The following is a 23,175-nucleotide window of genomic DNA, read 5'->3' on the forward strand; positions in this document are numbered from 1 at the left end:
CAAACAAAATTCCTCGTTACCAGGCAGAGCCTGGTAACGCATATCCAGACGCTCTGCCTCGCTCCTTCAAACAAATCATCCGACTCAACAATCAATCAAATCAACTGGCAACAATCCATCCTGACCCATATAATTTCGATAACTAGAATATCTCCAACAAGCTGGATCGTCAACATAGCCGCGCCTAATACCAATTTTTTATGAGGTTGCATAGAATCCGATCCCCCCTAGCCCCCCTGAGTAAGGGGGGGGCAAGATTCCGATCAAAGTCCCCCTTCTTAAGGGGGATTTAGGGGGATCGAGATATGTGCAACTTCACATTAAATTGGTATAACAGGATTATTGTAGATATACTTCAATTTTTGCAACAGCATTGCCTCATCCAAAATAGCTTGCGGGTGGAACCCTTCTTGCCATAGCTGATATTTTTGGTCTTTTTTGTGTAGCTTTTTATAGAATGCGAGTTGATCGAGGATGTTTCTAACTTGATTTTTTTCAAGCAATTCAATTATGGAGCGAGCTGTAAATGATTTAAAATTTATCATTTGTGTTGACAATTCAGAAGAAGTTACGATTAAGTGCAAGTGATTTTCCATCAAAACGTAACCGTGTAAGGCTAAACGCTTCTCCCGTTGCATAAAACTTAAGGAATCTAAGACTATTTGTGCTATTTCTGCTTGACAGAATACAGGAATCCAGTTGATAATTGTAGAGGTGACAAAGTGCGGTTGGTTGTCGGAATATATTACTTTGTATCTGCTTCTTCCCATTGGGGCGATCGAGGGTTTATTTAAGGGTTGGGGCGAGGCCCAGCCTTTGGATATGCGTTCCCAGGCAGAGCCTGGTAACGAGGGAACGAGGGAATGGAGGGTTTGTTTAAGGCTTGGGGCGAGGCTCAGCCTCTGGATATGCGTTACCAGGCTCTGCCTGGGAACGAGGGACCAGGCAGGGCCTAGAAGGGAATGGAGGGTTTGTTGGTGGGTTGGGGCGAGGCTCAGCCTCTGGATATCAGTTACCAGGCAGAGCCTGGGAACGAGGGATGTGCTGTTAAATTATCACCTGATCGTAATAAGGGTGTCAACATAAAATATTTTCATAAGTTAGATTCACGAAAAATTTCTGCAAGTTTAACTCACATCTCTTGCGATCAAATCATATGGACACATCTGAAAAGTTTTGTTTTTGTACTCTAGCTGTAGGTGATAGGTATCGTGCTCATGTAAAGATGCTAGCTGAAGATATCCAGACCCATATGCCTTCCACAACTTTATGTATCCTAAGCGATCAACCAGAGCAGTTTAAAAATTTCCCTCATGTTCTGGTGTTCAAGCACCACCTCCAGAGTGTGAAAGGGTATCATGACAAACGTTTCGTTCTTGAAAAAGCTCTCTCACTATTTGAGAGTTGTATGTTTTTAGACTCTGATGTTAGATTGCTAGGCCCTCTAGTAGAAGAAATGAATTGGTCTCCTGGAATTACAGCAAGAGCAGGTACTGATTTGGTCAAACGCATACAAAACATTAAAAATCCGAAAGAAATTGAAGTTATAAAAGCAGCAGGGCAAAAACTAAATATTGATATTCAACAAGTGAAGTGGCTTCACGAGTTTATGTTTGTCATGAAGAGACAGAATGGATTAGAAGGGGAATTTTTTGAACTTTGGCAGACAATTTCTTACTTTTTTGAAATGCAAGAAATCTATCATGGTGAGGGTTATGCTATGGGGCTAGCTGCGGCTCGAATTGGGATGACATTTGATTTTTTTCGCGAAGACAAATTTCCATTCTTTAAGGATAATATTGAACGAGTAAGAATCCAAAATGGACAAGCAATTATTCAGGAGAAACAAATTTACTTCGACATCCATAAACAGATTGAATATCCCAAACGTTCCCTTTGGGAGAAAATTAACAACAAACTAAGTAAACAGGTTGTGTTTTATTATCGATTATTTAGACTGAGAGTTTTTATTAAAAAAGATCCTAATTATTATAAAATCTTTGGATGAGTATACAAAAAATAATGGCTCTTCATTACTTGGTATGCCAACTTGTATAGAAATGTAGTCAAAACCTTTGCGGAGCAAAGGTTTTGACTATTTATTTAGATGAATTGGGCTAGAATGAGCGATATTTCGTTTAATCCTTATTTAACAAGGTTTACAGCTTGATTTTGGGTTGTTTAGCATACTACGTACTGAAGAACCAAATATTTCAACCTGAAAGCAGATGATGCAGTAATTTGCAGTATAGAAAATGGAAAAATAGTCATAGAGCCTGTAAATCAGAAAGTTTCCAAATATACCCTAGATGAATTATTAGCAGGCGAAATAGAACCGGGCGAAGAAATCTCTTGGGGAAAACCAGAAGGAGAAGAATTTTGCTAAAATATATCCCCGAACGAGGTCATTTTATTCGCTTCAATTTCGATAATCACAGAGATTTATGGAGAAACCCGGTTTCTGAGCACGGGCGATCGCGCATCTCTACTAATTGCCTTCTAAAAAGTGAGATAATAATTAAGTTGATTGAGTAAAAAGCATAAACTTAGATTGTCAGTTCACTCACGCTATGCAGATGGCAGACTGGTGCTGAAAAACCAGCAACCGCCACGACTTGGGGAATCAAGACCCGATCCGAATGCTCTAGGCCCTGATTCTCAGTTAAGATGGGATACTTATAACCAGAGGATTTATCAGGCGCGAGAGTTTGATGAGTCAGGGCAACCCGTAAGAGATATTGATTTTACCAGTCCCACCTATCCTAATGGCAATCCCCGTCCAGATCATCTGCCGCCACCGCATCAACATCGGTGGATACCAAATCCCACTGGTGGTACTCCTACTAGAAGTAGAATCTTGGAAGCACTATGAAATCTGAAAAGTCGGCTATTACCTATAATATCGGTCAAAAATGGGCTGTGACTCTTTGCCCGGAAGCAGAAGAAACACTGGAATTGAAAGTTGCAAAAATCATTGAGTATTTAGACAAAAATTATCTCTTAAAGCAATGGGTAATATCTGATATTGAAGCTACGGGAAGTTACGGCAATTGCTTGACTGCGCGGTGTAATCAGGAAATATTTCAAGTATCTACTTCTGATTTGTTGGAGGTAATGGGGGAAGAAGGTCAAGTTATTGAATTAGATGCTAGTTTAATAAAAGATGACGAGGAATTGTTTAAAATATTGATTAGAGATGGGGTTTCAATTGATTTACTTGGGAGAGGGGAGATGATACCACTGACGGTTTTGGGGAAATATGTTTATGTTGACAAAGAACTGTTTATGTGGTGAATAATATATGACAGCAAAAATAAACATCAGCAACTTGGGTAATTCCTTAGCTTTGCCAATACCGGACTATATTGTAAAATATTTCAACCTGAAAGTAGATGATGCAGTAATTTGCCGTATAGAAAATGGAAAAATAGTCATAGAACCTGTAAATCAGAAAATTTCCAAATATACCCTAGATGAATTATTAGCAGGCGAAATAGAACCCAGCGAAGAAATCTCTTGGGGAAAACCAGAAGGAGAAGAATTTTGGTAAAATATATCCCAGAACGAGGTCATTTCATTCGCCTCAATTTCGATCCTCAAGCCGGACACGAACAAATGGGTACTAGACCTGCACTGGTTGTAAGTCAAACTAAATTTAACCGAAAAATGGGGTTTGTGTTTGTCTGTCCGATTAGCACCACACAACGCAAAAATCCGTTTTATGTTCCCATTCCTGAAGGTGAAGCGGTAACAGGTGTAATTATGACTGATCAACTCCGTTATGCAAGATTATCGCTCAAGGCAAGCAAGTTTGATTGGTGAATGTCCAGAAGATTTAGTTAAGGAAGTATTGAAGCGAATTGAACCTATTTTGTTTGAAGATATGACTGTTGATGAGTAGTTAATCATCAAGAATACGGCAGTTGTAGAGTTGGCATTAACAAGATCGACCCTCAGCCAAGAAATCGGGTTTCTGCGATAATTTTGGCATCCTCACGCCCGATTTGGGTAAGAAACCCGGTTTCTGAGTCCCCACGCGATCGCCCAAGCATCCTAGAAACCGGGTTTCTGCGATAATTCTGGCATCTTCACGCCCGATTTTGTTAAGAAACCCGGTTTCTGATCCCTGCGCGATCGTGAGCTTTGAGCAAACTCGCCGGATCGGGCCCAGCGGGGATAATGCAGCCGGGATTCAGCGGGAACAAATTGCCGTAATAATCGCGCTTCACAGCCTCCAAATCGCAAGTGCCAGCAACTCCCGGTAACTGGTACAAATCGCGCAGATAAGCTCCCAAATGCTCGTAATCTTGAATGCGGCGCACATTGCATTTGAACAAGCTGTAGTAAACTGCATCAAAACGGAATAGAGTAGTAAAAAGCCGCACGTCTGCTAAAGTCACCCGATCGCCACAAAGGTAACGACTCCTCCAGAGCGATCGATCGATCTCGTCTAAAACAGCAAACAATTCACTGCAAGCCGAGTCATAAGCAGCTTGAGATTGCGCGAAACCGCAGCGATAAACACCGTTATTCACCGATTGGTAAATCTTCTCATTCCACTCGTCAATTTGCGATCGCAAATCCAGAGGATAAAGATCCATTTGAGGATTGCTAGCAAACTCGTTAAACTCGGAGTTTAGCATCACAATAATTTCCGAACTCTCGTTATTGACGATCGTCTTTGTCGAGTCATCCCACAGCACCGGCACCGTAAACCGCCCCTGATAGCCCGGTAAAGCCAACTGGTAAAGTTCCGGCATCGTGTTGCAGCCAAAAGTCTCCGACTCCATCACCCACATTCCCCCTTCAGAGGGATAGACAACAGACACCGATATCGCATCTTCAAGCCCTTTGAGCGCCCTCGTCACCAGAGTGCGGTGCGCCCAAGGGCATCCCGTACCCACGAAGAGGCGATACCGTCCCGCAGCGGGCCCGTGAGGGTTGTCTGGTGCAGTGCTGACAAAGTTGCGGAAACTGCTGCTGGGGCGAATGTATGCTCCCGTGCGATCGGGCGGCGCTAGTTTTGACATCATTAATTGCCACATTGATGTCCAGACAAATTTGCCTAGCTTGACTGTTACGGATGAAGGAAGCGATTTGTTTTTCACAATGCGATTAAAAGAGGTTTGCTAAACATAATCAGCTTATTTTAACTCACATTGCGAAGTTTCTCCCCTCGTCCCCAGGCTCTGCCTGGGAACGCAGATACCGAGGCTCTGCCTCGCTCTGTTCCCTCACCTGAGAACGACTTTTCTAGTATCTGCCAGAGGCTATTTCAGCATAAGCTCGATCGATCAATTGGCGAGCAACTGTCTGAATTCCCGTATGTTCGTAATAATTGGTAGTCATGTCCAAAAACGCAGCGACATAATCCAATTTGTCATCGATAACATCAACGTATTGCTTGAGATTGCCTAAAACTGTGGCGGGAGTTAAGCCGCGAGACTGTACTAAATTGTTCATCCAACCTTGCGCTGAGGCGAAAGTTGCTGTCACAAATCCGAACTTTTGTGAATTATTTGCACCGGGAATTAGATTGCTGATATTTTGGAATGTTGAGTTTTGCTGCAAGGCTGAATGATTCAAGCCACCTAGGGTATTTTGCGCTACTCTAAGGAAGTCCGGGCCAAGGGGAATTAAACCGTCAGCGCATACTAATGCAGCCATCCGCATCAGAGATTCGCCTTTGTAATTGGATAAATAATTAGCAAAGCTTCCCACATTGTCAAGGGAAATATTGTTAAGTTTGCAGAAGGCAATTAGCTCGATCGCCACTTTGACGCACAAGTCGATCGTTTGAGTTGTGTCAGCTTTGGGAGTGAGGCGGTTCAGAAAGGAAAGAAAGCCAATGTTTTCGCTGATTTTACTGGCCATAGCCGTTGCACCTAACGCACTGTCAGCGCTGTCTGCTAACTGGTAAAGCCTTACTACCCCTTGATATGGCTCGTTGGGGTTGGCGTAAAGCTCGATCGCGCGATCGCGAATTTTACCAACTAATTTGCGCTTTGTTTCCCCTGTCACCGCTTCAATAGTATTATCAAAACCCGTTAGATTATTCCACTCCCCCGGAACTACAAAATCGAGAGATTTGAGCATCTTCACAGTGACACCACCAGACGGCAAATTGTTAACCAATTCCACAATAGATTTGCTCATCCCAAACTCCTGAATAGCCAGATTTAAAGTGTTCTTCCAAATACTCCAACTTCTGCCAATCCGATTCCAGATTCCAGGTTAATTCCCCAGAAAAAATTAGATAAGCGCAAATAAATATTACACGACGAGATCCAGTTTTGCAATCCTCTGATCTTTTCTCTCTTCTCGCTTCTCTGCGTTCTCTGCGCCCTCTGCGGTACATTAAAAAAAGTCTTTTCCACAAAAAATTTGCATTTCACTCGCTAGCACAAAGTTAAGTTTCATTATATTGACCGACTCCAAATCGCCTAAACGTGTTAAAATAAATGGCGGAAAATAGAAAAACATAAAATATGACTGTTGCAGTTAACAAAACTCCGGGAGTAGCCTCGCGTTTAGTAAATAGCGTACTTTCCATCAAGCCTTTGGCTAATCTAGCCAAGCACCAAGCGCGGGAAATGATGATAAAAAGAGCAGAAAAAATCGGAGTGCATTGGCGACAAGAATCCCAAGCACTTTTAGCTCGGAATTGGGACGCAGAATTGCTCAGCGTCCAAAATCCAGATCTTGTTTACCCAAAATATTATCTAACTTCATTCCACGCTTACGAACAAGGTAATATGAGCTGGGAAGCTGCTACAGAAGTTGAAGTTGCCGCCCGTACAGTTCACGCCACAATTTGGCCGGAAGCAGGTGCAGAAGGCGATGCAAAACTCCGCGCCAGCTATCACGAGGTCATCAAATCTCAGATTGCTTCTTCACCGCAGGATATTGTTGATTTAGGATGCAGTGTGGGAATGAGTACCTTTGCTCTTGGGGATGTTTACCCGGAAGCGAAGATGACTGGGGTGGAATTGTCGCCTTATTTTTTAGCAGTTGCTAAATACCGTTCCCAACAGCGAGAATCTGAATTTTTAAATCAAAAGTCTCCGACTTGGGTTCACGCTGCTGCTGAATCTACTGGTTTGCCTGCGGCTGCTTTTGATTTAGTTTCTATTTGTCTAGTTTGTCACGAATTGCCACAGAAAGCTACTAGAGAAGTGTTCCGGGAAGCGAGGCGTTTGCTACGTGTTGGCGGACACTTGACAATTATGGATATGAATCCTCAGTCGGAAATTTATGCCAAAATGCCTCCTTATATTTTGACTTTGCTCAAGAGTACGGAGCCTTATTTGGATCAGTATTTTGGGTTGGATATTGAGCAAGCTTTAGTTGATTCTGGTTTTGCCCAGCCCACAATCACTTGCAATACAGTCCGACACCGCACTATTGTTGCTGAGGCAATCTAGCGATTTTCAGTATAGTGCACTACGGATATCGGGTAGGACACGGCACTGCCGTGTCTAAAGCTGTCTTTATTTAATTCGATTAAAAACTGCTATAAATAGTAAAGTTGCATCGATATTATTAAGTTCTTGGGGTGGTGCGTGAGTGTAAATAGTCTAAGCTGTGGATTTTAAAACTTCTGCGATCGCGCCCCCTACTGATAAATAATTCCCATGCAACCGGATTTGATATTAGACCGACGTAGGAACTATTAACAGCGCCATTTGTTACTGATTTTGATCGAACCCTAACTAAAGGACATCATCATGAACTTGACAGCCCCCTCTCAAAAGGTCATTGATTGTTTGCAGGTTATCTTGGATGCCACGGCAGCGAAAAATTACGAGCTTTTTACAACAGTGGGCGATGCAGGCTACAAAGCGAGCATTACACAAAAAATGTTTGACGATGTTAGCGAGCAACTCGCTTCCCGCCTGGAAAAGGGATACTCAATTAATTATTTTGGTGAGCTAAAACAAGGTAATTGTCAGATTTATTTGTGGAAGCTGAGTTTTGAAGATGGTGGAGATGAATTTGTCGTACACATGACGATGAATGGAGACAAAGTTGCTGGGATTTTCATCGAATAACATATCTTGCTTGACACGGCTTTTCAAAGAATCTAACGCCGATCGCCCACAACCGTTAACCGAAACCGATCGGGCGGCACAAAGGTGATTCCCCGGCGCGCCGGACGAATTGGCCGATCGAGATTCGATACAAACTCACGGGAAGATAGCACCGTTGCTAAAACCAGCTTCATTTCAAACATCGATAACGCCATCCCGATGCAGCTTCGACTCCCGCCTCCAAATGGTAAAAATTCAGAGGCGGAAAACTTGCGATCTAAAAAGCGATCGGGGTTGAATTGAGCGGGATTTTCGTAGGTTTCAGGGCGACGGTGGGCCAAATAGACACAGGGGATTAAAATCGTTCCCGGTTGATATGTATAGCCTTCGAGTTCGATCGTCCGTTTCACCTTGCGCGGCTGCGAAATTAAGGCAATTGGATAAACCCGCAGCGCTTCCTTGCAGACTGCTGTTAAGTAGGGCGACTGCGAAAGCGCGATCGGATCGGGATTCTCGCCTAATTCATCCAATTCCTGCCGCAACCGAGCAAGGCATTCGGGAAACTGATGCAGCCAGTAAAACGCCCAAGTCAACGCCGATCCAGTCGTTTCATGTCCCAACAACAACAGCGTCATTAACTGATCGCGCAATTCTCGATCGCCGATGGATTCGCCGCTGTCGTCGCGGGCCATCATCAAGACTGACAGAATATCCGTGCGAGACGAATCGAGAGAATGCGATCGCCTCTCGGCAATTTCCGCATAAATCAGCGAGTCAATCTGCGCCATCTGCTGCAAAAACTGCCCCCACGGACTCCAAGATCCCAAATTTTGCTGCAACGGTTCAAAGAAAAATTGTATCGAGTAAAGTTCAGAGGTAATCGCTTCTAAAAGCTTGCTGAGGAGTTGTTTCAGGCGTTCGTAGCGCTCTCCCGGCACTAATCCAAACACGACTTGCAAGATTACTTGCAGCGAAATTTCTGACATTTCTTGGCGGACTGCGATCGCATCTGGGGCTTTCCAGTCGATCGTCTGCTTTTTCGTCAAATCAACAATCAAATGCCCTTGACTGTGCAACTGTTCCCGATGCAGGGCGGGCATTAATAGCTGTCGCTGTCGCAGATGTCGCGGCCCTTCATTCATAATTAGGGATTCATTTCCCACCAGCGGGCGAAATACGTTGGTCACTTTGCCAAACTCAAAGGCATCGGCTAACGTCGTAAACACCGCCTGAATCGCTTCTGGACGGCCCAGAAACACTACGGGGGGCGAAGCGGGGCCCAACACGCGGGCGGTAAATGTATCGCCGTATTTGGCAGAGTAGCGATCGAAAAATGCGATCGGGTCAGCTACCAGCGAAAGCGTTTGGAACAGAGCAGGAGAACGTGATCCGGTAGGCAGCGTCATTGCAAAACTGGCGGTACACAATGTTTCTAGTGTATTTTGACATACTCCGAAGTTTTCGATCGACCGTTGGCACCCTGAAATTTATCTGCGGTCGATCGACTGGAGGCGAGATCCCAGGTTTCTGAGCATAAGTTACACCAGAACTATGAATAGAGCATTCGCTTAAAATAATCTTCAAGAATTAGGTAACAAAATAGATGAAAGCCAAAAAGCATCTTTTTATCAATTTAGCTTCTGGTATCTCAGCATTTCTAGTGGTTGGCTATTTCGGCATCTCAGCTTATTCAGGACATACTCTTTCAAAGCCAAACAGATGCTTTGACCCTCTTAAAGCATCTGTTTTTGCTGTTCCTCCTGAAAATGTAAAATTTCGTACACCTGATGGCGTGGAGATTGCTGGTTGGTTTATTCCAGAAAAAGCAACAGACAAGGTATTAATTTTAGTGCATGGATTGAATTCCAGTCGGACTTGTGAGCTTGCTGGAAAGTTTGCCGAGTTTGGTTCAGCTATGAATCAAAAAGGCTTTTCGATACTTACGATCGATCTGCGAGGACATGGGCAAAGTGCTGATTCTCGCTTCACCTTTGGAATTACAGAAAGGCGAGATGTTATTGCAGCAGTGGATTGGCTTAAAATCAGGGGCTTTAAGCCAAAAAAGATTGGGGTTTTAGGTTTTTCAATGGGTTCTGCTACTGTAATTGGGGCAGCAGCAGATGACTCTGACATCGGAGCAGTGGTCACTGACAGTAGTTACGCAGAGGTTTATCCAATTATTCAGAAGCATTGGCAGTCAGCTTCAGGATTACCGGGGATATTTCTTCTTTCTACCATGATGTTTGGACATTTGTTGACTGGATACGATCTAACTTCTTCTAAGCCAGTGCAGGAGATAGGTCGTATTTCCCCTAGACCTGTTTTGATTATTCATAGTGCGATCGATCCTTATACGCCTATAGAAAACGCTCGTCAACTCAGAGAAGCATATCCTTCGGCCGAATATTGGGAAACCAATGCGAAGAAACATCCAGAAAGCTACAATACGAACCCAAAGAGGTACGTTGACAAAGTTGCTGATTTCTACAATCGGAGTCTCAAGTAGGGCTGTATAATCCGGTCGAGAAGGCTATTTAGGGTTTCCCTACCGGGCGGTTCATAATCGTGGCGCAAACAAACCAAAAGGATAATCAATCGCAGATTGTACGGCTAGCTTCCCAACCTAACATGACTGTTTTACGCTCTACTCCCCAACCATAGCCACCGAGTTCTCCAGATTCTCGAATCACACGGTGACATGGAATTAGATAGCCGATCGGATTTTTACCGATCGCATTTCCTACAGCTCTAGCAGCAGTTGGGCGAGCTACCATTTGAGCTATAGTCTGATAGGTGGCGATCGCACCAAATGGCAATTGCAAAAGTGCTCGCCAAACTTGAATCTGAAAGTTAGTGCCTTTTACCAAGAGCGTTAGTGGTTTTTGCTCGCTGAGAGTTTCTGAATTGAAAATCAGGTCACGCAATGATTTAGTCGCTTGCTCATCACGAATGATTTCAGCGTTTTTCCATGCCAATCGCAGTCTTTGTGCGGCGGTTTGTTCATCTGTTGTCTCCAAGAAATAAAGATTACAAATACCACGGGTAGTTGTAGCAATTAGAGATGTGCCAAAGGGGGTATCATGAATGCCATAGCGAATTTGTAAACCTACTCCGCCTGTTTTGAACTCCCCTGGTGACATTGCTTCTAAGTTCACAAATAAATCGTGTAATCGTCCGGGACTCGATAGCCTCACGTCCAATGTTAGGTCTAAAAGGCTTTTAGTCTGAGTGATTTTTGACTTGGCATATTCAACTGTCAGATATTGCAAAAACCGCTTGGGGCTAATGCCGGCCCATTGAGTAAATAGCCGTTGAAAATGATATTCACTCAGTCCTATGTGTTGGGCCACAGTTGCCAGATTGGGCTGGTTTAGGTGGTGTTGTCGCATAAAGGCGATCGCCCGAGCAATCCGGTGATAATCTTCGCTAGCATAGACACTCGCATTCTGCATCGAAATCATCTAGTCTAAGTCAAGGGAATTTTGATGTTTCCTTACTTTAGCTATAGAGTAGGCTCAAAGCCACCCGTTTCTTGCGGTGAATTCAGTCAGTCGATTTTAGATTTTAGATTTTAGATTGAAGAGATTGAAGAGATTGAAGAAAGCGACCTCATTGCTAAACCGGGGGCTGGCGATGAGGATTCAAAGCTTTTTTCTCACTTCCCGGAGGCATCGGGGGGTTGTAACCAAATTGCTTTCTGCCAGGTGATTAACCGAACTTTCGCTCTCACCCACCGCGCAACTGCGTCACCAAGTGAACTAATTCAGGTAAAATTAGCTTTTCCACAGCTAGTTTCACGCCATTGCTAGAGCCCGGAAGAGAAAAGACTAACTTGCCTTGATAAACGCCTGCAACGGCGCGAGAGGCGATCGCCCTCGAACCAATTTCTTGATAGCTCAAAAACCGAAATATTTCACCAAATCCTGGTAAAATCCTGTCTAGCAAACTCTCCATCACATCATAAGTCGTATCTCGGGGAGCGATGCCCGTGCCGCCGTTAAAAATGATTGCATCCACATCTTCACGCTGGGAAAAAGCCTGCATTTGCAATACAATTTTGGCCGCATCATCTTTAACAACAGTGTAAGCTACCACCGAGTGACCCGCATCTTTTAGCAGCTTCTTAGTTAACAAGCCACTATTGTCGGTTTCAGCGGAGCGCGTGTCGCTAACAGTAATGATAGCGCAGTTTACGGTTATTTTAGATAAGTCGGGGTGAGGAATTTGCGTCATAGTTTCTTCTTCTAAGCAATCGGCAACCGGCAACCGGCGATCGGCTAATTACCAATTACCAATTACCAATTACCAACTACCCATTATGCCTTGCTAAATCCTAAACCGTTTGCTTCCGAGTAGCGTTCCATGAAACGGATAAATCGATCCCATTCGGCGGAACTTTTCATGATATAAAGAGCTTCCAAACCCGCAGGCTGACCGTTGATGAACTTAGCCTTAACCTCGCGAGTGAGGAGTTCGCCTTCGTCGTCGATCAGGTACATTCCAGTAATGTCTTCGGTACTGGTGCTGCTGAGAGCTTTGGGATTTTCAAAGAGAAACGTGGCAGTGCCTTGCTCTCCGCTTTTAGAACGGGTTAGGCGCACTTCGGGCACAACATCTTCGTCTATACCCCGAGAAAATTGAATTTTAGCCATAATCTGACACTCGAACCTTAAGGATTGCTTAATTTCTTAATGTTTAATCATAAAACGATTCGGGTACTCGCAAATCAAGACTTGGGAGAGTGGGAGTGGGTGAGAGTGGGTAAGAGGGAGGCAATCGGTGACAAGGGCGAGAGGATATGGGTTGGTTCTTTGTAGCCCAAGTTATCCTCTCCCTTGTCTCCTAATTCCCTCAGACGATGTAGGGAGAGTTAATGGGCTCGGTTCGGTTTGTGGCTACCAGAGTTTGGTAGATGAGGGCGGATATCTCGCCACGGGTAATGTCGTGGGCGGGAGAAAACTTTTCGCGCGCGGGATAGTTGACCACGATTTTGCGCTCTGTGGCGGTTGCTATCTCGTCGGTGGCAAAACTGGGAATCTGAGCTCGATCGACATAAACGCTCAAAGAATTGGGGTTGCCGCCACCCAACTGCAAGCCGTTTACCAAAGATACGATCGCCTGAACTCTAGTCAAATTCTGCTCCGGGCGAAACGTGCTGTCTGGATATCCAGCCAAAAAGCCAGCTCGATTAGCTTGGTCGATCGCTCCCTTGGCCCAAAAATCCGCCGCCACATCCTTAAAAACTGCTGCCTCACGGCGTGGCACCAATTCAAATGCCTTCGCCAGCATAGCTGCATACTGAGCTCTGGTTACAATCTCGTAAGGTTGAAAAGTGCCGTTGGGAAAGCCGCTAACAATATTCATCTTTGCCAAGCGATCGATAAAATCCTTAGCCCAATGCGTGCTGATGTCGCTAAACTGTAGCTTGCCAGGAATCGGAGTTGGCGTCACATTGCCCAAATCAAATAAACCTTTCACCCGCGAAGAATTGAGCTGATTTCCCACCGCAGAAATCTTAACCTCAGTCGCGTTTTGCAAGTCTAATTCACCGTTATTCTGAAAAATATTGCCGCCCAAATCTTGAGCAGTACCAATATCTGGCAGCGACTTCCCCACCGCAGTCAAACCGTCTTCGGTATTTTTTTCAATGCGATTCTTGCGTAACATCGGCTGAGATTCCCCCGCTAAAACGATACCGGATCGATTTTCCAAAATTTGGTTATCAACAATCAAAGGAGCCGACTGAGCTTGCAGAGAAATCCCGAAACCCGTCTTTTGAAAAATATTGCGCCGTATTGCTCCTTTAGCAGTTCCCGCCACAATCACCCCAGCGGATGAGTTTTCCACAAATATGTTGTCTAGAATCGCAGGATTAGCAGTGCCCGCGGCAAAAACGCCTTCGCCCTTACAAAGTGTGAAAGTGCAGTTAGCCACAGTCGGAGAAGTTGACTCAATCCAGACACCCGTGCCGCGACTATCGAGATTAGTAACAGTTACTCCGCGCAATTCCGAAGTAGTTGCTAGCAGTATCGTGATATTTTGTTCCGCAGCGGTGGGACTGACAAATTTGCCGCTGCCTTGAATCAGAATGCCTCTACCTTTGTTAGCTTCATTGCCAATAACTTTTACTCCAGAGGGAATTTCCAAGGGGAATTTTTCGCCACTAGCAGCGCTGTAAATTCCCGGTGCTAACTCAATAGTGCTTCCCGATGCAGCGCGGGCGATCGCGCGGGCTATAGTTTTGAATGGGGCCGATTGGGTGCCCGCTGCGGCATCACTGCCTGTTTGCGGGTTGACGTAAAGTGTTGCCATGTTTTTGTTAAAGAGATAATTGGCGATCGAGCTTTTGTGCAATTTTCATTGTCTGCGAACTTGACCCCGGATCTATATTCACCTGTGATTGCGGAGATTATTTAATTGCCCGATATCCGCAACATCACTCATCAGGAGTCGCAACCGCAAGGGGATTTCACTACAAATCGCTAAACTATTAATTCTTGGGTCAGAAACCGGGTTTCTTGCCTCCGGTTTAACCTAAAAGTCAAGATTTTTCGTCAATAAAGTTGATTTTTTCTCGTTCTCAGTTCGGGGATGGTATGGCATTTTTTTCTGGGTGTGAGCCGTTCTAACTCCAGTTTATTTCACAATACAAGACGCCTCCAAAACCACTAGAGCTTCATTCTGAAAAACAGCACAGCTTGTGATTGCTGAAGCTAAGGCGGGAATTTGCCCTTGTTCGAGAGAAAGCCTCGCCTCCGGTGTTGAATCAAATTGATTTAGCCAGCCATCATCCTTTATATACTGAAGAGTCAAAGCATTGCGATCGAGCATCCAAAAATCAACTCCATAGCTATTAATGAAATTTTGCAATACAGCTCTATCGGGAGTGTATTGAGCGCGAATCAAATCGTTAAGTCGCTGTCTATATTTGCTGTAGTAGCCTTTCTGATACGGCACTGCATATTCTTTTGCCACCAAAACCGAACGCTGACTAAATATTGGCAAATAGTCACTCTCTGCAGCGATCGAAGCAATCAAGATATCTTTAGGTTGTTGCTCAAAAAATTTGTACAAACCCGGCATTTTACCTTCGACATACCCGACTGTGGGAAATTTTTCTACTAAGCAGGGATAAAGAACAACTGCGATAGCGATTGTCGCTGTCGTAATTAGTGCCACTAAATTTTTTAAATTAAATTTTGTTGCGGTTTTTGATGCCCAATAACCGACTCCATCGATAATGAAGGTTAGGCTGATAGCACTTATCAAAACAACAATAAATCGCAAGCCGTAGGCCGTATAGCGACCTGGTTGATACAACTTAAAAATGGTAGCGTGAGCCGCAAAAAACATCGCCAAGGATGCTAAAAATAGCTGAAGTAAAAGCCAGATTTTGCTTTGAATCTGATTGGCTAAGGGAAAAGCCGATCGTAAAAACAGCAGCAGCGGAAATAACAATCCGACACAGTGAGTTACAGGCGTAAACAGCGACTTGGGAAACATCCCGCTACCCCGCCCTGTTAACCAATAATCTTTAGGGTTTGGACGAAAAAAAGCATTTCTGCCGTTGGGGACAAATTCGGCCATTTGCTTCGCTTCTGCTGCGGTATAAGTTGGGCCAAATTCAGAGTTGTCTAAGGCGTAGGGCAGCATTACTAAAAAAATAACTCCCAAACCTGTAGTGCAAAATAGGTAATTTGTTCGATCGCCCGACAAGCACAAACCGCCGTTTTTCCAGCATAGCAGGCGCAAAACTAAAATTCCAGCAGCAACCAAGGCGTAAGGAGGATAGAATAGTCCGATCAGCGCGATCGCTCCCAAACAAGGCAGCAAGGAACTGCGCGACAAATAATATAAAAAAGCAAGGAATATCGGATATATAAAAGCTCTTGGCGTTGTAGAAGCCAAATCATCAGTCATCCACATATGCTGATTTAACAGCAAAGATGCAATAAATCCCGTCATCGGCACTGGCAGCATTTCTAGGCACAGGCCAAAACAGTAATAAGTGGAGATTAAGCCTAGAAATAGTGGCAATATTTTGTGAAATAATAGCGGGTGAATGCCAATTGTTGCGGCTAGTTTGTAGAGCGTGCTGTATCCTGCGGGGGCGACAGATTGAAAGTAATTAGCAATGAAATCGTTGGGGAATAATTCAGGATCGACAAACCGCATCATCCAGAAAACGTGCTGCCTCGCATCGTCTTGCACCATATACTCGGCGCTAAAGGCTTGCTTGAGTCCTAAAACATCATAAAGTGCAGCAAATGTCAAGCTCAAAGTCAACCAAAATATTGTGTGCAATCGGGATTTGCGATCGACTGTAGCAGTTAGAAATTTGTGCAACCGAGCTATTAATACCATTAGAGATTTGAGATTCGAGATTAAAGAATCGGGAATGACTGATTCTCAAACCTACGATTATATCATACCCCGTCAATCACCCCTAATAAAAACCGCTTTACTTCCAACTTCGCCCGATTTTAGATCGTTTTCCAGGCCGCACACCCGCAATTTTAAGGCGAATCCGATACAGACTTGTATTAGCCGTAATATAAAGCATTTTGCGATCGCTTTCTCCCCAAGCCAAATTAGTCGCCGTCTCAGGTACAGAAATCCTCCCCAAAAGCTTGCCATCCGGCGATACAATCCACACTCCCCCCGGCCCGGTGCTGTAAACATTCCCCTCTAAATCAACTTTTAAACCGTCGGGAACTCCGCCTTTAGTGGCGGCATCTTTTAACTCTGCAAAAAGCCGCTGGTTGGTAACAGTTCCGTCCGGTTTTACATCAAAAACAGCAATGTATCCCGCTTCCGAATTGTTAACATAAAGCTTTTGCTCGTCTGGTGAAAAGGCAATGCCATTCGGCAGCACTAAATCCTTAACCAGCAGAGCTAATTGCCCGTCGGGTGCCAGCCTGTAAACACCGTAAAAACCCAATTCTTCCTGGTCTTTACTAACACCGTAGGACGGATCGGTAAAATAAATGCTGCCGTCGGATTTAACAACCAAATCGTTCGGACTGTTGAGCCTTTTTCCCTCGTATCTATCCGCCAATGTGATAACTTTGCCGTCTTTTTCAGTGCGCGATACGCGGCGATTTTCGTGTTCGGCAGTAAGCAAGCGGTTTTCTTTGTCTAAAGTATTCCCGTTGGCTTTTCCCGAAGGGCGGCGAAATACCTCAACTTGCTGGTTTGAGGTAAATTTATAGATAATATTGGCGGGAATATCGCTAAACAGCAAAAAGCCGTCTGGATGCCAAATTGGGCCTTCTATAAATTGGAAATCCCCAGCTAGTTTTTCTAATTTTGCGCTGTCATCTAGAATATTTTGCAGGGTGTTTTTTTCCTCCCTGTTTTTCGTACGGGCGGTCAATATTGTAGATTTTGATGTTAATTTATTGGGCGAGTTGCTGTCAGGGAAAAGTTTTAAAAAAAGATTTTGGGAAAGCGTGTTGCTGAATGCTACAGTCAAAACTATAAACAAAAGGCTGATTGTAGCAATTTTGGCTGTCATGTTTGCCTTGTTAATTGCATGGATTGAGAGCGGTAGTGCAATCGATCGTACCGCATCTATCTTGGATTTATATTAAAAATACAAAACTGTGGCTAGTTTAAACAGAGCGTCGCGCGGATAACATAGTATAGCAATGTCATTTCAATTAGCGATCGCCACCTGCTGACATTCCTGAAGTTGACACGCCGGAGCATGGATTAAAATCACAAATAATATCTAGCTATATGCTTTCTACCTTAGATATCAAACTATTAGGCGGATTCTGCCTTTCCTGTGCAGACAAGCCCGTTGTCGGTGTCACCGCAGAGCGCCCGCAAGCTTTGTTGGCTTACCTGGTACTGCACCGCGATATCCCCCAAACCCGTCAGCGGCTTGCCTTTCAATTCTGGGCCGATTCAACGGAGGCCCAAGCTCGCACCAACTTGCGCCGGGAACTGCATCACCTGCGTCACGGACTCCCCGATGCCGATCGCTACCTGCTGGCGGATGCCAAAACCCTGCAATGGAATCCCCATGCGCTTTTCGTGCTGGATGTGGCTGAGTTTGAACGGGCATTCGCCGCAGCAGAAGCAGCGGAACGAGCAGCAGATGTTAGCGGTGCCAGAACAGCCTGGGAGCAAGCGATCGCGCTTTACGGCGGTGATTTGCTGCCGAGTTGTGAGGATGAGTGGATTTTTCCAGAACGCGAACACCTGCGACAGAAATTGCTCCATGCTCTCGAATCTCTGACTCGCCTGTCGGAAGCTCAGGGTGATTATCGGGCTGCAATCCGCTCTGCACAGCGCTTACTGGAGATCGATCCGTTGCACGAAACCAGCTACGCAGCTTTGATGCGATCGCACCATTTGAACGGCGATCGCGCCAATGCACTCCAAGTCTACCACCGCTGCATGACTTTGCTGCGCGAGGAACTAGGAGTTGACCCTAGTGCGATCGTTCGCAAGCTCTACGAGCAACTGTTGCTAGAAGACGAAGCGCCCGACATTCAACCATCCTCTCAGTCCGCCGGGCCGCCCCAAACGAATTTGTTTCCCTCACCTGTGGCTTTGTCGCCTCTAGTGGGACGCGATCGCGAATGGGCATCGATTCAGCAGTGGGCAAAGCCGATACTGCTTGGGAACTGTGGCGCGAACGCTAACGCTGAGGCATCGCCAGTGCTCTTGCTCGCGGGCGAACCCGGAATCGGCAAAACTCGCTTGCTGGAAGAGCTGCGAGCCACGGCACAGGCGGTTCAAGTGCTGTGGGGACGCGGATTTGCCGCCGAGATGGTGCGACCCTACGGTATCTGGATTGATGCTTTGCGATCGATCGTTATTCCCCCCGCCCTCAACATTCCGCCGGAGCTAGGTTTCTTGCTCCCAGAGCTCGCTCAACCTGGGAAAGCTCCGCCCGATCGCAGTCATCTGTTTGATGCGGTGGTACAATTGCTGGCTCAATCTGCCAGTGAGGCTGCGTTAATCGTCATTCTAGATGACATTCAGTGGATCGATGAAGCCTCATCGGCATTGCTGCACTACGCCATCCGCTTGCTGAGTCATAAGCCGGTTTTATTCGCCTGCACCGGGCGTTCCAGGGAACTAGAGGAGAATGCGGGCATTTCGCGGGTGGTGCAGGCACTCAGACGAGAGCGACGGCTGCTAACGCTGGAATTGCATCCTTTCGATCGACAGCAAACGGCTGAATTGATTCGCAGACAGCAAGCGGTTAGTGCGTTAGAGCTATCTCCAGAAGCGGTGGAGCGCGTATTTATCGATAGTGGGGGCAATCCCCTGTTTGCGCTGGAAGTTGCCCGCGCATTGTCCCAGGATCGGTCTACTCATGCTGATAATTTAGAGGCTTTGATCCGCGATCGCCTCCACCAATTGGATGACACGGCTCGCGAATTTTTGCCTTGGGCCGCTGCATTGGGGCGGAGCTTTAAACCGACAGCGGTGGCTCATGTGGCAGACTATCCGCTGCCGAAATTGCTGATGGCGATCGAACAGCTCGAACAACAAACCATTATCCGTCCCAGCGCCTCTCTCGGTGACGAAATGGGCTATGACTTTGCTCACGATATTGTGCGTCAGGCTGTCTACCGGCAGTTGTCACAACCGCGCCGCCATTTAATACATTTGCAAATTGCTCATAAGTTGCATCAACTCTCCACACCAGACAACGCCTGGGCTGGCGATATTGCCCGTCACGCGGCCATCGGGGGCGATCGAGAATTAGCAGCGTCTAGCGCCTTGTCAGCCGCCGAACGCTGCCTGAAATTGTTTGCCTACACGGAGGCGTCCGACCTAGCTCAGCTTGGGATTGAGCAGTGTCAGGGACTTGACGATCGCACTCGCATTCAACTGCATTTAAAATTGCTGCGGGTGAGCGCGATCGCAGGCGTTACGGGCGATCGAGTTTCTCAACTCGACAGCGAGGTGCACCGCTTAATCGATGAAGCAAATGCTCTCGGTTTAGAAGAAGCAGAAGCCACGGGACTTGAGGCATTGGTGATCCTGCATTTCGATCGCAGCAACTTCGCTAACGTTCACCAACACTCGCTGCGGGCAGCAGAGGTAAGTCGGGCATCCAGTCCAGCTACTGCCGTGCGATTGCTGGTATATAGCGGGTCTTGCTTGGCTGAAATTGGACGGGAAATGACGCGGGCAGAAGCTTTGTTGCTGGAGGCACAGTCCCTGGCGGCGAGAGTTGGCGCTCAAAACATCGGAATTGCCCAAGGGTTGGGGGCTGTAGGGCGCCATCACGGGAACTATGCCCAAGCGCGAATTTTGTTGCAACAGGCGTGGCGATTGGCTGCGGCCCAGCAGGATCGCTGGTGCGAGTGTTATAACCTCAGCTATTTGGCGATGACGGAACTGGAAGCGGGCGATCCGGCGGCGGCCTTGCCTTATTGTCAGGAAATGGCGATCGTCGCAGCCAAAATTAAAGGCGAAGGCAGTGAAGGTGCGATCGCCCAGGCACTTTTAGCTTTAGCAAACTATCAGCTTCAGCAAATTGGAGCGGATGCTGCTTTGGAGCGGGCGATCGCGACTTTGCAGCAGGTGGATGCCAAACGGATGCTGTCTTACGTGCTGATTGGGGCGGCTCAAGTGGATTTAGAGCGCGATCGGCCTCTTTTGGCAACAGCCCGCGCCGAAGCTGCTTTAGAAGCTGCTCAGACGGTCGATCATCCCAGCGATATTGCTCTGGCTTGGGCGATTTTGATTGAGGGTGCTTTAGGTTTGGGCGATCGAGAGGGGGCGACTGCGCGGTTTCAATCCCTGCGCGATCGCATCGATCGTCCTGCGCTGAGTTTCCGCGCCCGCACTGCTGTCGATCGGGCGATCGAACAGATTAGTCATTAGTTATTAGTCATTAGTTGTAGCTAACTGCAATTGGGGATGGTGTTCATCACAGGGAACTTTACTTTACTTCATATCGCCGATGTAATTTTTTAAACTCTTCCGCTTGTTTGATAATTGCTTCATATTCTCCTTTTTTGCTAAATTATGCAAAACCTTTAGTATTACTGTAATTATTGGGTAGACCGCTATGTTTAAAATGAATCGCCGTCAATTTCTATTAAGTAGCGCTTTAACGTTTGGTGCGGTAATAGCCCATGCTCAAGTTAAAGCCCAAAACTCCCGAACTCCAGGAGCATTAGAGAAAGGACTATCCTCTAAGAAAGTGATCGTTGTTGGAGCGGGATTGTCTGGTTTGGTTGCCGCTTACGAGTTAGCAGCAGTAGGTCATACAGTAACGGTTTTAGAAGCCCGTGAGCGAGTAGGAGGGAGAGTTTTGACCTTGCGAGGCAATTTTAGTGATAATCATTTTGTAGAAGCAGGAGCAGCAAGAATTCCATCCGATCACAATTTAACACTTGGCTATGCTCAACATTTTGGTTTGACTCTCAAGCGTTTTTTACCACCAGATGGGCTTTACATTTCCGTGAAAAATGGGCAACGTCTTCTGATTCCTGCTGATGATTTAGCTAAAATTATACCGGGAGGAGACATATCAAAAGTTGTTAAAATTGCTCAAGGTTCAGATCGATTGCCCCAAGCCTTTGCTACCGCTCTAGTTGATAAAATTCATCTCGGATCTGCGGTTACTCGCATTGAACAAACTTCTTCAGGGGTTCAAGTCTTGTGCCAATCAGGACAGCAATACACTGGAGACTGCGTAGTATGTACTGTTCCCTTGACAGTCTTGGGACAGATAAATTTTCAGCCTCCACTATCACCTCAAAAACAGCTTGCTATCGCTGGGGGTTATAACTATCGCGCAGCGACACGAATGTTTGTTGAATTCTCCGAAAGATTCTGGGAAAAAGCAGGATTGAATGGTTGGGGGTTGTTTGACGATCGTCCTGAAGAACTGTGGCAACCCAGTTGGGATTTTCCTGGAAAAACAGGTATTTTGGAAGCTTATCTGAAAGGGGAAAATGCCCTTGCTATGGATGCCCTCGCCCCAGAACAACAATTGCCTCAATTACTACAGCGATGGGAAAAGATTCTCCCTGGTGTAAGTGCTTATCAGGGCAAGATGACCAGTTATTCTTGGGCTAAAGACCCTTGGTCGAGGTCAGGTTGGGCATACCCGACTGAAGACCAAGAAAAAAGGTTGTTTGATGAACTTGGAAAGTCGGAAGGTAAAGTCTATTTTGCTGGAGAACACACTTCTACTACGAGGGGATGGATGCAGGGCGCATTAGCATCTGGATTGAGGACTGCGAAAGAGATCCATCAGGCAAGAAGTTAATTTTCTGATATTTTTGTGCGATCGCACTATCATTTAAAGATTGGCTGAGAATGCCAGCGCAGATCGGACTTTATCCACGTTTATTCTGGGGGGTGAAAACTCGCTCACATTGTCCACTGCGAGGCGCTGAAAAAATTCGGGTGAGAGTGAGGAAAATCATCAATCGCTACAATTAGTCATGAGTCATTAGTTAACAGTCAACAGTGACCAATCAACAGTCATTACTAATTAAGAGGAAGTAATTATGTCTCTTATCAAAGTTGAAACAGTTGCCGCTCAACCAATCACCGCAGAAATGTTAGCTGATACGCGAGTTTTGGATTGTCTTGGGGCAAGAAATGCCAAGTGGTGCTACTCTTTACTATCAGCCGATCGCGATCGCATGATTTGCACCTTTGAGGCACCAGATGCAGAGTCTGTGCGACAAGCTTATCGCCAAGCCGATGTTGGATTTAGCAAGGTTTGGACAGCCCAAGTTATTGAACCTGAAGGTGTGCCCCCTGTATGGAACGAACCAATCCTTAAGGTGTGGGAGGGAAGCTATCCGAATGGCTTTACCGATGAAGAGTGGAACGAAGCCCATCGATTAATTTTAGCGTGCTATGAGGAACGGGGTATTGAATGGGTGCGTTCCTCTGCGTCGCTGGATAAAACTCGCGTGGTGTGCGAACTGAACGCGCCCGATGCCGAAGTGATTCAAGAAGCCCACGGTAAAGCTGGAATTCCCTTCGATCGCGTTTGGTCTGCGGAAGTTCTCAAACCTTGAATTCGCGCGGACGATCGCGCTTGGATGCTTTGGGAACGCTTCGAGAACGCTTTCGGAACGGTTTCGGAACGATCGCCTCGTTAGATTGATATCAAGTTAATAAAACAACCAGCAAATTAACTCAT

The 23,175-nt window shown here is 45.9% G+C and carries 21 protein-coding genes; 11 read left to right on the plus strand and 10 right to left on the minus strand.

From position 1 onward, the window contains the following. Positions 1 to 320: 320 nt before the first annotated feature. On the minus strand, positions 321 to 770 hold the full coding sequence (locus QUA53_RS20830) for an REP-associated tyrosine transposase (RefSeq protein WP_333099589.1): 450 nt from the start codon (positions 768 to 770) through the stop codon (positions 321 to 323). 386 nt (positions 771 to 1,156) lie between these two features. Between QUA53_RS20830 and QUA53_RS20835 the strand changes: the two genes are divergently transcribed. The 5 genes from QUA53_RS20835 to QUA53_RS20855 all read left to right on the plus strand — a co-directional run bounded on the left by QUA53_RS20835 (position 1,157) and on the right by QUA53_RS20855 (position 3,822). Continuing rightward, the gene (locus tag QUA53_RS20835) at positions 1,157 to 2,008 is read left to right on the plus strand and encodes a hypothetical protein (protein ID WP_333249053.1); all 852 of its coding nucleotides are present in this window, start codon (positions 1,157 to 1,159) and stop codon (positions 2,006 to 2,008) included. A gap of 543 nt (positions 2,009 to 2,551) precedes the next feature. Then, entirely contained in the window at positions 2,552 to 2,872 is a 321-nt protein-coding gene (locus QUA53_RS20840) for a hypothetical protein (protein ID WP_333099587.1), read from the plus strand. Beyond that, entirely contained in the window at positions 2,869 to 3,294 is a 426-nt protein-coding gene (locus QUA53_RS20845; RefSeq protein WP_333099586.1) for a hypothetical protein, read from the plus strand. The genes QUA53_RS20840 and QUA53_RS20845 overlap by 4 nt, the downstream gene beginning before the upstream one ends. A gap of 7 nt (positions 3,295 to 3,301) precedes the next feature. Continuing rightward, positions 3,302 to 3,550 (plus strand): hypothetical protein, encoded by a 249-nt coding sequence (locus tag QUA53_RS20850; protein ID WP_333099585.1) that lies wholly within the window; start codon positions 3,302 to 3,304, stop codon positions 3,548 to 3,550. Further along, positions 3,544 to 3,822, plus strand: a complete 279-nt coding sequence (locus QUA53_RS20855) for a type II toxin-antitoxin system PemK/MazF family toxin (RefSeq protein ID WP_333099584.1) — start codon at positions 3,544 to 3,546, stop codon at positions 3,820 to 3,822. Before QUA53_RS20850 ends, QUA53_RS20855 begins: the two co-directional genes overlap by 7 nt. A gap of 281 nt (positions 3,823 to 4,103) precedes the next feature. Here the strand turns inward: QUA53_RS20855 and QUA53_RS20860 are convergent, their stop codons facing one another. Both QUA53_RS20860 and QUA53_RS20865 read right to left on the minus strand, forming a co-directional pair. Then, on the minus strand, positions 4,104 to 5,045 hold the full coding sequence (locus QUA53_RS20860) for a glutathione S-transferase family protein (protein ID WP_333099603.1): 942 nt from the start codon (positions 5,043 to 5,045) through the stop codon (positions 4,104 to 4,106). 208 nt (positions 5,046 to 5,253) lie between these two features. Next, positions 5,254 to 6,156 carry a hypothetical protein gene (locus tag QUA53_RS20865; RefSeq protein WP_333099583.1) on the minus strand — a complete coding sequence of 301 codons (903 nt, stop codon included), beginning with the start codon at positions 6,154 to 6,156 and terminating at the stop codon, positions 5,254 to 5,256. A 332-nt stretch (positions 6,157 to 6,488) separates the two neighbouring features. Between QUA53_RS20865 and QUA53_RS20870 the strand changes: the two genes are divergently transcribed. Both QUA53_RS20870 and QUA53_RS20875 read left to right on the plus strand, forming a co-directional pair. Next, the gene (locus QUA53_RS20870; RefSeq protein WP_333099582.1) at positions 6,489 to 7,424 is read left to right on the plus strand and encodes a class I SAM-dependent methyltransferase; all 936 of its coding nucleotides are present in this window, start codon (positions 6,489 to 6,491) and stop codon (positions 7,422 to 7,424) included. A gap of 303 nt (positions 7,425 to 7,727) precedes the next feature. Then, a complete protein-coding gene (locus QUA53_RS20875) occupies positions 7,728 to 8,051 on the plus strand; it encodes a hypothetical protein (RefSeq protein ID WP_333099580.1) in 324 nt (107 codons plus the stop codon). A 32-nt stretch (positions 8,052 to 8,083) separates the two neighbouring features. On the opposite strand, the gene QUA53_RS20880 is transcribed toward QUA53_RS20875, so the two are convergent. Then, positions 8,084 to 9,436 (minus strand): cytochrome P450, encoded by a 1,353-nt coding sequence (locus QUA53_RS20880; protein ID WP_333099578.1) that lies wholly within the window; start codon positions 9,434 to 9,436, stop codon positions 8,084 to 8,086. A gap of 197 nt (positions 9,437 to 9,633) precedes the next feature. Here QUA53_RS20880 and QUA53_RS20885 point away from each other — a divergent pair, with 197 nt between their 5' ends. Further along, positions 9,634 to 10,536: an alpha/beta fold hydrolase gene (locus QUA53_RS20885; RefSeq protein WP_333099577.1), complete on the plus strand. Its 903-nt coding sequence runs from the start codon at positions 9,634 to 9,636 to the stop codon at positions 10,534 to 10,536. Between the two features lie 85 nt (positions 10,537 to 10,621). Here the strand turns inward: QUA53_RS20885 and QUA53_RS20890 are convergent, their stop codons facing one another. The 6 genes from QUA53_RS20890 to QUA53_RS20915 all read right to left on the minus strand — a co-directional run bounded on the left by QUA53_RS20890 (position 10,622) and on the right by QUA53_RS20915 (position 17,547). Beyond that, positions 10,622 to 11,482, minus strand: a complete 861-nt coding sequence (locus QUA53_RS20890; protein WP_333249056.1) for a methylated-DNA--[protein]-cysteine S-methyltransferase — start codon at positions 11,480 to 11,482, stop codon at positions 10,622 to 10,624. A 274-nt stretch (positions 11,483 to 11,756) separates the two neighbouring features. Beyond that, complete coding sequence (locus QUA53_RS20895; protein WP_006632696.1) at positions 11,757 to 12,263, minus strand: MogA/MoaB family molybdenum cofactor biosynthesis protein; 507 nt, start codon at positions 12,261 to 12,263, stop codon at positions 11,757 to 11,759. 83 nt (positions 12,264 to 12,346) lie between these two features. After that, positions 12,347 to 12,682, minus strand: coding sequence for a photosystem II reaction center protein Psb28 (gene psb28, locus QUA53_RS20900; protein ID WP_333075282.1), 336 nt, complete (start codon positions 12,680 to 12,682; stop codon positions 12,347 to 12,349). Positions 12,683 to 12,881: 199 nt separating this feature from the next. Then, on the minus strand, positions 12,882 to 14,342 hold the full coding sequence (locus QUA53_RS20905; protein ID WP_333099575.1) for a DUF1565 domain-containing protein: 1,461 nt from the start codon (positions 14,340 to 14,342) through the stop codon (positions 12,882 to 12,884). Between the two features lie 324 nt (positions 14,343 to 14,666). Continuing rightward, positions 14,667 to 16,394, minus strand: a complete 1,728-nt coding sequence (locus QUA53_RS20910; protein ID WP_333099574.1) for a hypothetical protein — start codon at positions 16,392 to 16,394, stop codon at positions 14,667 to 14,669. Between the two features lie 97 nt (positions 16,395 to 16,491). Further along, a complete protein-coding gene (locus QUA53_RS20915) occupies positions 16,492 to 17,547 on the minus strand; it encodes an SMP-30/gluconolactonase/LRE family protein (protein WP_333099573.1) in 1,056 nt (351 codons plus the stop codon). A 224-nt stretch (positions 17,548 to 17,771) separates the two neighbouring features. Between QUA53_RS20915 and QUA53_RS20920 the strand changes: the two genes are divergently transcribed. The 3 genes from QUA53_RS20920 (at position 17,772) to QUA53_RS20930 (ending at position 23,050) form a co-directional block, all read left to right on the plus strand. Further along, positions 17,772 to 20,888, plus strand: a complete 3,117-nt coding sequence (locus QUA53_RS20920; protein ID WP_333099571.1) for a BTAD domain-containing putative transcriptional regulator — start codon at positions 17,772 to 17,774, stop codon at positions 20,886 to 20,888. Between the two features lie 187 nt (positions 20,889 to 21,075). Continuing rightward, the gene (locus QUA53_RS20925; protein ID WP_333099569.1) at positions 21,076 to 22,284 is read left to right on the plus strand and encodes a flavin monoamine oxidase family protein; all 1,209 of its coding nucleotides are present in this window, start codon (positions 21,076 to 21,078) and stop codon (positions 22,282 to 22,284) included. Positions 22,285 to 22,528: 244 nt separating this feature from the next. Next, positions 22,529 to 23,050, plus strand: a complete 522-nt coding sequence (locus QUA53_RS20930; RefSeq protein ID WP_333099567.1) for a DUF4242 domain-containing protein — start codon at positions 22,529 to 22,531, stop codon at positions 23,048 to 23,050. Positions 23,051 to 23,175: the final 125 nt, after the last annotated feature.

It is taken from the genome of Microcoleus sp. Pol12B3, assembly GCF_036701355.1.
Lineage (GTDB): Bacteria > Cyanobacteriota > Cyanobacteriia > Cyanobacteriales > Microcoleaceae > Microcoleus.

Bases quoted from the DNA above. Each gene is read 5' to 3' on its own strand.
- QUA53_RS20830 (WP_333099589.1), bottom strand. From the start codon at position 770: ATGGGAAGAAGCAGATACAAAGTAATATATTCCGACAACCAACCGCAC.
- QUA53_RS20835 (WP_333249053.1), top strand. From the start codon at position 1,157: ATGGACACATCTGAAAAGTTTTGTTTTTGTACTCTAGCTGTAGGTGAT.
- QUA53_RS20845 (WP_333099586.1), top strand. From the start codon at position 2,869: ATGAAATCTGAAAAGTCGGCTATTACCTATAATATCGGTCAAAAATGG.
- QUA53_RS20850 (WP_333099585.1), top strand. From the start codon at position 3,302: ATGACAGCAAAAATAAACATCAGCAACTTGGGTAATTCCTTAGCTTTG.
- QUA53_RS20860 (WP_333099603.1), bottom strand. From the start codon at position 5,045: ATGTGGCAATTAATGATGTCAAAACTAGCGCCGCCCGATCGCACGGGA.
- QUA53_RS20865 (WP_333099583.1), bottom strand. From the start codon at position 6,156: ATGAGCAAATCTATTGTGGAATTGGTTAACAATTTGCCGTCTGGTGGT.
- QUA53_RS20870 (WP_333099582.1), top strand. From the start codon at position 6,489: ATGACTGTTGCAGTTAACAAAACTCCGGGAGTAGCCTCGCGTTTAGTA.
- QUA53_RS20875 (WP_333099580.1), top strand. From the start codon at position 7,728: ATGAACTTGACAGCCCCCTCTCAAAAGGTCATTGATTGTTTGCAGGTT.
- QUA53_RS20880 (WP_333099578.1), bottom strand. From the start codon at position 9,436: ATGACGCTGCCTACCGGATCACGTTCTCCTGCTCTGTTCCAAACGCTT.
- QUA53_RS20885 (WP_333099577.1), top strand. From the start codon at position 9,634: ATGAAAGCCAAAAAGCATCTTTTTATCAATTTAGCTTCTGGTATCTCA.
- QUA53_RS20890 (WP_333249056.1), bottom strand. From the start codon at position 11,482: ATGCAGAATGCGAGTGTCTATGCTAGCGAAGATTATCACCGGATTGCT.
- QUA53_RS20895 (WP_006632696.1), bottom strand. From the start codon at position 12,263: ATGACGCAAATTCCTCACCCCGACTTATCTAAAATAACCGTAAACTGC.
- psb28 (WP_333075282.1), bottom strand. From the start codon at position 12,682: ATGGCTAAAATTCAATTTTCTCGGGGTATAGACGAAGATGTTGTGCCC.
- QUA53_RS20905 (WP_333099575.1), bottom strand. From the start codon at position 14,342: ATGGCAACACTTTACGTCAACCCGCAAACAGGCAGTGATGCCGCAGCG.
- QUA53_RS20910 (WP_333099574.1), bottom strand. From the start codon at position 16,394: ATGGTATTAATAGCTCGGTTGCACAAATTTCTAACTGCTACAGTCGAT.
- QUA53_RS20915 (WP_333099573.1), bottom strand. From the start codon at position 17,547: ATGACAGCCAAAATTGCTACAATCAGCCTTTTGTTTATAGTTTTGACT.
- QUA53_RS20920 (WP_333099571.1), top strand. From the start codon at position 17,772: ATGCTTTCTACCTTAGATATCAAACTATTAGGCGGATTCTGCCTTTCC.
- QUA53_RS20925 (WP_333099569.1), top strand. From the start codon at position 21,076: ATGTTTAAAATGAATCGCCGTCAATTTCTATTAAGTAGCGCTTTAACG.
- QUA53_RS20930 (WP_333099567.1), top strand. From the start codon at position 22,529: ATGTCTCTTATCAAAGTTGAAACAGTTGCCGCTCAACCAATCACCGCA.